The organism is Nocardiopsis potens DSM 45234, assembly GCF_000341105.1.
GTDB lineage: Bacteria > Actinomycetota > Actinomycetes > Streptosporangiales > Streptosporangiaceae > Nocardiopsis_A > Nocardiopsis_A potens.
In genome coordinates, this window is the sequence record NZ_ANBB01000092.1 from 1 (window position 1) to 7,721 (window position 7,721).

Annotated in this window: 5 protein-coding genes; 2 read left to right on the forward strand and 3 right to left on the reverse strand. The window is 74.7% G+C overall.

The window, feature by feature from the left end; translation table 11 throughout:
* Positions 1-573: 573 nt before the first annotated feature.
* The 3 genes from D459_RS0129280 to D459_RS0129290 form a co-directional block, all read right to left on the reverse strand.
* Positions 574-1,764, reverse strand: a complete 1,191-nt coding sequence (locus tag D459_RS0129280) for an MFS transporter (RefSeq protein ID WP_017596549.1) — start codon at positions 1,762-1,764, stop codon at positions 574-576.
* Positions 1,765-1,769: 5 nt separating this feature from the next.
* On the reverse strand, positions 1,770-2,387 hold the full coding sequence (locus D459_RS0129285) for a TetR/AcrR family transcriptional regulator (RefSeq protein ID WP_017596550.1): 618 nt from the start codon (positions 2,385-2,387) through the stop codon (positions 1,770-1,772).
* Positions 2,388-2,812: 425 nt separating this feature from the next.
* Positions 2,813-4,270 carry an aminotransferase-like domain-containing protein gene (locus D459_RS0129290; protein ID WP_017596551.1) on the reverse strand — a complete coding sequence of 486 codons (1,458 nt, stop codon included), beginning with the start codon at positions 4,268-4,270 and terminating at the stop codon, positions 2,813-2,815.
* A gap of 54 nt (positions 4,271-4,324) precedes the next feature.
* Between D459_RS0129290 and D459_RS0129295 the strand changes: the two genes are divergently transcribed.
* Complete coding sequence (locus D459_RS0129295) at positions 4,325-5,515, forward strand: trans-sulfuration enzyme family protein (RefSeq protein ID WP_020380383.1); 1,191 nt, start codon at positions 4,325-4,327, stop codon at positions 5,513-5,515.
* 221 nt (positions 5,516-5,736) lie between these two features.
* On the forward strand, positions 5,737-7,335 hold the full coding sequence (locus D459_RS33245) for a helix-turn-helix domain-containing protein (RefSeq protein WP_086003934.1): 1,599 nt from the start codon (positions 5,737-5,739) through the stop codon (positions 7,333-7,335).
* The last annotated feature ends 386 nt before the right edge of the window (positions 7,336-7,721 follow it).

The window sequence follows — 7,721 nt, forward strand, 5'->3', positions numbered from 1 at the left end:
CCGGGACCACGCGCCGGGCCCGGCCGGTGAACACGGCGCCCGACCGCTCCCGCCCTCGCCGCCCGCTTGGGCCTTCACCCCGTGGGGCGCCGCGCTCGGGTGAGGCGCCCGGCCCTGCCCCTTCCTTGGCCGTCGCCGCCCGTCTGAACCTTCGCTCCGCGAGGCGCCGCACCTAACCGGCCGGCCGGTGCCCAGCGCCGCCTTCGCTGCCCGCTTGGGCCTTCCCCCGTGGGGTGCCGCGCCCGGGCGACCACCCTTGCCCCGCCCCTATCGCTGCCGTCGCCGCCTGTTTGAACCCCCGCTTCGCGAGGCGCCGCACCGGACCGACCGGCCGGTGCCCTTCCTGCCTTCGCCGCCTGCTTGAACCCCCGCTCTGTGAGGTGCCGCACCCGGCTGGAGTGCCCCGCCCCGCCTCTTCCCTTGCCGTTGCCGCCTGCTTGAACCCCGGCCCCGTGGGGCGCCGTGCTCGGGCGGGGCGTCTTCCGTTCCTCGCTCTTCCCCGACGCTCTCGGCGTCGTTGCCGTCTCATACCCGCGTTGAGACGGCAACAACGCCGAGATCGACACCCTGCGGTCAGCCGTGGCCCTCGCTGGGCACGGGGTCGGTGGCGGGCGCCGTCAGCCGCCGCGCCAGCGTGAGCAGGAGCAGCGCGCCGAGACCGGAGGCGGCCGCGATGACCGGGAGCGACCCCGGGCCGAGGCCGGAGAGCGCGAGCCCGCCGATGCCGCCCCCCACCGCGACCCCCAGGTAGGTCCCCGAGGTGTTCAGGGCGAGCGCCTGCGGCGCCACCGGCCCGGCGAGCGCGTGCAGCCGCGCCTGGATCGCCGGCGAGTTCCAGAACGCCATCCCGCCCCACACCGTCCCCACAACGATGACCAGCGAGAACGGGGCGGGACGCAGCAGCCACAGCCCCCACAGCAGCGCCATCGAAACGGTGATGGTCCCGATCCCGAAGGCGAGCGCGCGGTCCGGCCCCCACCGGTCGCTCGCGATCCCGCCGAGCCAGATGCACGCGATCCCGGCGATCCCGGACAGGCTGAACGCGAGGGCGCGCTCGTCGACGCCGACCACGGCCGTGTCGGCCAGGAAGGGCGCCAGGTAGGTCAGCATCATCATGGACCCGGTCATCAGCGCGCAGTTCGCCAGCAGGCCGAGCGAGATCGGCGCCCTGCGCAGCGTGCGCAGCTGCTCCCCGAGGTCCGGCGCGTCGGCGGCCTCCTCCTCCCGGGGGAGTGCCGGGATGATGGCGACCAGGACCGCGACCCCCGCGACCGCCATCGCGGCGAAGGTGGCGCGCCACCCGAAGTGGCCGCCGATCCAGGTGCCGACGGGCACGCCCGCCGCGATCGAGCCGGTGACGCCGAGCGAGACCACCGCGATGTACCGGCCGACCTTGTCCGGCGGGGCGTACCGGGCGGCGAACGCGAAGACCGCCGGGGTCATGCTCGCCGCGGCGCCCGCCGCGATGACGCGCAGCGCCATCAGCACCGCGAACGACGGCGTGAACGCGGCGGCCGCGTTCGCGGCGATGAAGACCAGCAGCGCGGCGGTGAACAGCCACCGGCGGGGCACGCGGGCGAACACCACCGCCGCGACCGGCGCGGCCAGGGCGACGGTCAGCGAGAACACGGTGATCAGCTGGCCGGCCTGGGCTTCGGCGACCCCGAGGTCCCGGGCCAGCTCGGGCAGGATGCCGGCGATCACGTAGTCGTCGGTGTAGAGCACGAATCCTGCCGCCAGCAGGACGAAGAGCCACACGGGCATCGGAATCAATTCTTCTCGTAGGGGGTGGGCGGCGAGGCCAGCAGCATCGCCAGGTGCGCGCGCAGGATGGCGCGGAGCCGCTCGGTGCCGAGAGAGCCGTGCGGGGTGACGGTGTCGATGGTCAGGCCGCCGATGAGGGCGGTGACCTGGGCCGCCTTGGCCTCGGGGTCGTCGGCGCCGAGTGCGGCGAAGGCGTCGGTGACGACCTGGTCGAGGTCGGCGGCCATCCGCTCGGAGATCGGCCGGAACACCGGCCGGGTGCGGGCGGCGAGGATGAGCTCCAGGACGACGATCGACTCGTCCCGCCGCTCCTCGTCGACCGGCAGCACCTCCTCGACCAGGGCTTGGAGCGCGTCCAGGGCCTCCTCGCCGGTCAGGCCGCGCAGGCCGTCCACGGGGTGGTGGGCGAGCCGCCTGCCCATCCGGTCCCCGGCCTCCTCTGCGGCGGCGGCGAGCAGGTCCTCGTGCCCGTCGAAGTAGTGCCGGACCGACCCGACGTTCAACCCGGCCTCGACGGCGACCTTCCGGAGGGAGAGCCCGTCGATGCCTTCGGCGACGACGAGACGGAACGCGGCTTGGACGACATGGCGGCGCCGCTGCTCCGGGTCGATGCGTGCGGGCATGCTCTCGGCTCCTTGGGTCGGGATGTGGCAAGCCCAGAATTTATCACAGGTGTGACAAACGAAGGGCAGGAAGCCTTCTCGTTCTGGCAAGGTCAACACGGGAGCGCAGGGCGGATGAAGACGGCGCCGGGCCGGGGGCCAACGTCGGGGGCTGGTTCCTATCTCTCACAGGGCAGATGCGGACGGCACACCACACCACCAGCAGAGAGACAGACCATGAGTTTCCATCCCTCATAGGGCGGATGCGGACCCCACGGTCAAGCCGCAGCTCGCAGCAGTCACATCCCCGCCACCTCCGCAGGATTCCCCAGCGGACCTCCGGTCGTGCACCCGCCCCGGCGAGTCGCTGAGACCAGGCCCTTCCGGCCCGACCCTACAGACACCCTCCTCCGCCTCCCAAGGGCTTTTCCGGCTCCGCTCCCGGCTCAGACCACCACCGCGCTCAGCGCCACCGCCCCCGACGACAGCCGCGGCGAGGCCTCGTACACCCTCCACGCCTCCGCCAGTCTGCGCACCGACTCCTGGATGCGTTCCGGTATCCCGGTGAAGGGCAGGCGGAGGTGGTCGGAGCTGCCCCCGGCCGCGTCGATGGCGCCGCCGGGGAGGAGGGCGACCCCGTGCCTGATGGCGACCTGGGCGAACGACGCCGCGTCGCCCTGGGGGAGCCGGACCCAGAGCGTCTGGCCGCCCTCGACCGGTGGGAAGTCCCAGCTCGGGAGGGAGCGGGCGAGTTCGGCGCGGAGCAGGTCGTGCCGGGCGCTCAGCTCCTTGACCCGGCGGGACCGGACCGCCTCGTAGTCGTCGAGGATCCGCACCGCCGCCAGCTGCGACGGCACGTCGCTGCCGAGGTCGTGCACGGCCTTCAGCCGGGCCAGCCGGGCCACCAGCTCCTCGCGGGCGCGCAGCCAGCCGACCCGCATGCCGCCCCAGACCACCTTGCTCAGCGACCCGACCTCGATCACCTCGCCGTAGGCGGACAGCGGGCGCGGCACCGGCCGGTCGTGCAGGGCCAGGTCGGCGGTGACGCCGTCGTCGATCAGCGGCACCCCGGCCGCCTCCGCCGCCTCCACCAGGCGCCGGGCGGCCAGCGGCGGGAGCACCGCGCCGGTCGGGTTGTGGTGGTTGGCCACCAGGTAGGCCAGCGACGGCCGGCGCTCCTCCAGCACCCGCACCGCCTCGCCGACGTCCAGCTCGGCGGAGCCGCGCGCCACCGGGCGCAGCACCGCGCCCGCCTTGCGGAACAGGTCCAGCGCCCCGGAGTAGGTCGGCGCCTCCACCAGGACGTCGTCGCCCGGGGCCACCAGCAGCTCGGTCAGCAGCGACAGCGCCTGCTGCCCGCCGGTGGTCACCAGGATCTGCGACGGCGAGGTCGGCACGCCGGCCGCGCGGTACCGCTCGGCCAGCGCCTCGCGCAGCCGGGGCAGGCCGGCGGGGCGGTAGCCCAGCCCCAGCCCTCCGTCCAGGTGCAGCGACGCGTAGGCGAGGGCGACCTCCGGCGGCGGCTCCTCGGGGGCGGCGCAGCTCAGCACGATGGTCCCTGCCGGCGGGTCGAGCAGCTGGAGGAAGGACGGGTTGGTGGTGTCCTCGGAGGTCACCGAGGGGACCGGGACCGCCGCCGCGACCCGGGTGCCGCTGCCCTGCCGCCGCTCGATCCGGCCCTCGCGGCGCAGCACCTCGTAGGCCTCCACCACCGTGGTCCGGCCGACGGCCAGGGCGGCGGCCAGCGCCCGGTCCGGGGGCAGCCCGGTGCCGGTGGGCAGCGCCCCCTCGTCGACCAGCCGCCGCAGCCTGCCCGCGAGCAGCAGATACAGCGGCCCCCGCCCCGCGGACCAGTAGCCCAGCAGGGCGGCCAGCTCCTGTGCGCGGATCCTGCGCGTTCCCATCGCAAACCATTCCGAGTCGATTGGCCCTGTCAAAATAGACCATTCACTGCTGCCATGGACGTCATGAGCCTCAGCGAAGAGACCCGAGCCGTGCACGTCCCCGTCGTCGAACCGCAGGGCAGCAGTCCCGCCGCGACCCCTCTCCACCTCAACCACCAGTTCGTCTTCGACTCGACGGAGGGGCTGGTCGGCGCGTTCGACGGGCCGGACGCCCCGTTCCTGTACGCGCGGATGGGCAACCCCACCGTCCGCACGCTGGAGGACGCCATCACCGACCTGGAGGGAGGCGAGGGGGCGCTGGCGTACGCGTCCGGGATGGGCGCGATCAGCACCGTGCTCACCGCGCTGGTCGGCTCCGGCGACCACGTCATCGCGCAGCGGTCCCTGTACGGCGGCACCCACGCCTTCCTCTCCGACCTGCAGGCGCGCTGGGGCGTCGAGGTGGACCACGTCTCCGGTTCCGACCCGGAGGAGGTCCGCGCGCTGCTGCGCCCGAACACCCGGGTGCTGTACCTGGAGACCATCGCCAACCCGACCACCCGGGTCAGCGACCTGCCGGCGCTGGCGGCGGCCGTGCGCGGCAGGGGAGTCACCACCGTCGTCGACAACACGTTCGCCACCCCGCTGCTGTGCCGCCCTCTCGAACACGGGGCGGACGTGGTGGTCCACTCCACCAGCAAGTACCTGAGCGGGCACGGCGACGCGCTGGGCGGGGCCGCGGTCTTCGCCTCGGGGGAGCTCCGCCGCCGGGTCTGGGACCAGGGGACGATGCTGGGCGCGGTGGCCTCGCCGTTCAACGCCTGGCAGACGCTGCGCGGGCTGCGCACGCTGGAGCTGCGGGTGCGGCGGCAGTGCGAGAACGCCCGAGAGCTGGCCGAGCGGCTCTCCCGGCATCCGGCGGTCGCCGCCGTGCACCACCCCGACCTGCCAGACCACCCGGACCGGGAGGTCGCCGAGAGGATCCTGAAGGCCGGGGGAGCGGTGCTCTCCTTCGACCTGAAGGGAGGGGGACGCGAGGAGGCGGCGGCGTTCGCGGAGGCGCTGCGGCTGGTGCGGCTGTCGCCGTCGCTGGGGGAGGTGGCGACGCTGGTGATGCCGCCGGCCAGCACCTCGCACCACAAGCTGAGCGCGGAGGAGCTGCGCGCGGCGGGGATCGGTGCGGGGATGGTCCGGGTGGCCGTGGGCATCGAGGGCATCGAGGACCTGTGGCAGGACGTCGAGCAGGCCCTGAGCAAGCTCGACTGAGGGGGACGCCGGGAGAGCGGGGAGAAGGGGAGCGGAGCCCGCCCTGCGCATCGGGGCGGGCGCCGCTCCGCGCTCTTCTCGTGCGCGCCGAGATCACCACTATCCTCATCCCACCCGGTATCCGTATCGGCGGCCGCGAACAGGCCGCCCCAGCGGTCCGGGAGGCGGCCGCGGGCCGCTCGTATCCGGAACAACGGCGCGATTGGATCGGGCAGCGGTCGATGACCAGGACAGAGGCGACCTGTTCGCAAGGGCGCGACGCCGATCAGAGCGCCGACCTCCGCGAGATGCAGCGCGCCGTCGGAAACCGGGACGGCGCCCGCAGGCTGCTGCGCTGGCTGGCCTACCGCGTCGACGGCGGCGCCGCCCTCCTCGACGGCCACGGGCGCCTCCGCTACGCCTTCCCCGGCGCGGGCTCCGGGCAGCCGTGGGCGGCGAACGCCCCCGACGAGACCGGGGCCGCCGCCCCGGTGCGCCCCTGGAACGCCGACGTGCAGCGGGTGCTGGACCGGCGGATCCACTCCTGCATCGTCGACGCGGGCCCGCACAAGGTGCACGCCGTCGCGATGAACGCGGACGCCCCCGGCCCGGCGCTGCTGGTCTCGGTGCGCGGCCGCACCCTCCCCGGGGTCGGCGGACTGCTCGCCGACGCCGCCCGCCTGCTCGACCTGCGCTGGCGCGCCGAGGAGGCGGAGCGCCGCTACCGCACCGTGGCGGCCGCCGACGCCCGGGTCCGGGAGGCCGTGCTGCACCTGCTCATGGCCGGCGCCCTGGACAGCGCGGGGCGGGTCGCGGCGGCGCTCACCCCGCGCCTGCCCGACCAGATGCGGGTGCTGGTCGTCGAATGCCCGCCGGACCACCGCGACGCCGTGGCCCGGCGCTGCACCGACGTCTCCAGGGGCGCGGCGTGGGTGGTCCGCTGCCCGGTGTACGAGCGCCACCTCATCATCCTGGCCCCGACCACCGAGGACGACGAGGTCCGACCGGGGCCCTCCGCGGTGGGCAGGGCGCTGCGCGAACTGGCCGCCGAATCCGGGGAGATCCGGGTCGGCGAGGGCCTGGGGGTGCCGCTGCACGACACCCCGGCAGGCTACGAGCAGGCATTCCACGCCCTGGCCAAGGCGGGCGCCGACGCGGGCGGGCACGCGGTCTTCGACCCGCTGGAGGAACTGTCCCTGGTGCTGGGCGCCCGCGCCCACCCGTGGGCCCGCGCCCAGCTCGGGCCGCTGCTGGACTATCTTCCCGAGCGCAGGCAGGACCCCGGCGGCCGCGAGCTGATCGCGACCCTGCGGTCCTGGCTGGACTTCCGCGGCGGCACGGCCCGGCAGCTCAAACTGCACCGCAACACGGTCAGCGGCCGGCTCCGCCGGATCGAGGAGCTGCTCGGCCTGCAGCTGTCCGGCCTGGACGTGCTCGCCCGGCTCCACCTCGCACTGCGGATCCTCGCCGACCACCGGTGCACCCCCGTCGGCGGTACCGGCGGCGACACCGGCTCCGCCCCGGCCCCCGCCGTGCTCGACCTGGACGAACTGCTGTCGGACGAGCGGGTGGGGCACTGGGCCGACACCCTGCTCCGGCCGCTGACCACCGAGGGCCCGGACTTCTCCGAACCGACCCTGCGCGCCTGGCTGGAGCGGGACGCGGTGCTGGAGGACACCGCGACCGCCCTGGGCGTATCGGTCTCCGGCGCCCGGAAACGCCTGCTGAAGCTGGAACGGGTCCTGGGCCGCTCCCTGCTGAACGGGCCGTCGGCCCGCTACGACCTGGCCATCGCGGTACGCGCCACCGACCTGAGGGAGGGGCGAGCCTCGGCGGAGTGAGGTGTCCGGCCCCTGCGGGGAAGACGGCGTTCCGGGGCCGCAGGGAGGCAGGCGCGGCCCTGGGACTCCCATCCCTCATATCCCTCATAGGGCGAACGGCACCGCCGGTCCGCGGTGGTGACGCAGCAACGGTGCACCGGGGAGCGGCCGCACACTGTGCGCATCGTTCCTGGAACGGTACGTGCCGCACCGCCTAGGCTTGCGAGTACACGGGACGCCCTCCCCGCCTCCTCTCACTTCGGCCTGGGAGGGCGTCCCGGTCCGCAGCCGCGCGGTCGGACCGCGCCCGGCGCGGACGGCCTGCGGGGTTCCCTCACCCTGCGGGCCGATCTCTTCCGGAAGCGGAGGAGGGCGGCCCCGAGCCGGGGCGCGGGGACCGGCCGAAC

What these genes read in the sequence shown, in the direction of transcription:
- D459_RS0129280 (WP_017596549.1), bottom strand. Translation starts at nt 1,764, where the DNA reads ATGCCCGTGTGGCTCTTCGTCCTGCTGGCGGCAGGATTCGTGCTCTAC.
- D459_RS0129285 (WP_017596550.1), bottom strand. Translation starts at nt 2,387, where the DNA reads ATGCCCGCACGCATCGACCCGGAGCAGCGGCGCCGCCATGTCGTCCAA.
- D459_RS0129290 (WP_017596551.1), bottom strand. Translation starts at nt 4,270, where the DNA reads ATGGGAACGCGCAGGATCCGCGCACAGGAGCTGGCCGCCCTGCTGGGC.
- D459_RS0129295 (WP_020380383.1), top strand. Translation starts at nt 4,325, where the DNA reads ATGGACGTCATGAGCCTCAGCGAAGAGACCCGAGCCGTGCACGTCCCC.
- D459_RS33245 (WP_086003934.1), top strand. Translation starts at nt 5,737, where the DNA reads ATGACCAGGACAGAGGCGACCTGTTCGCAAGGGCGCGACGCCGATCAG.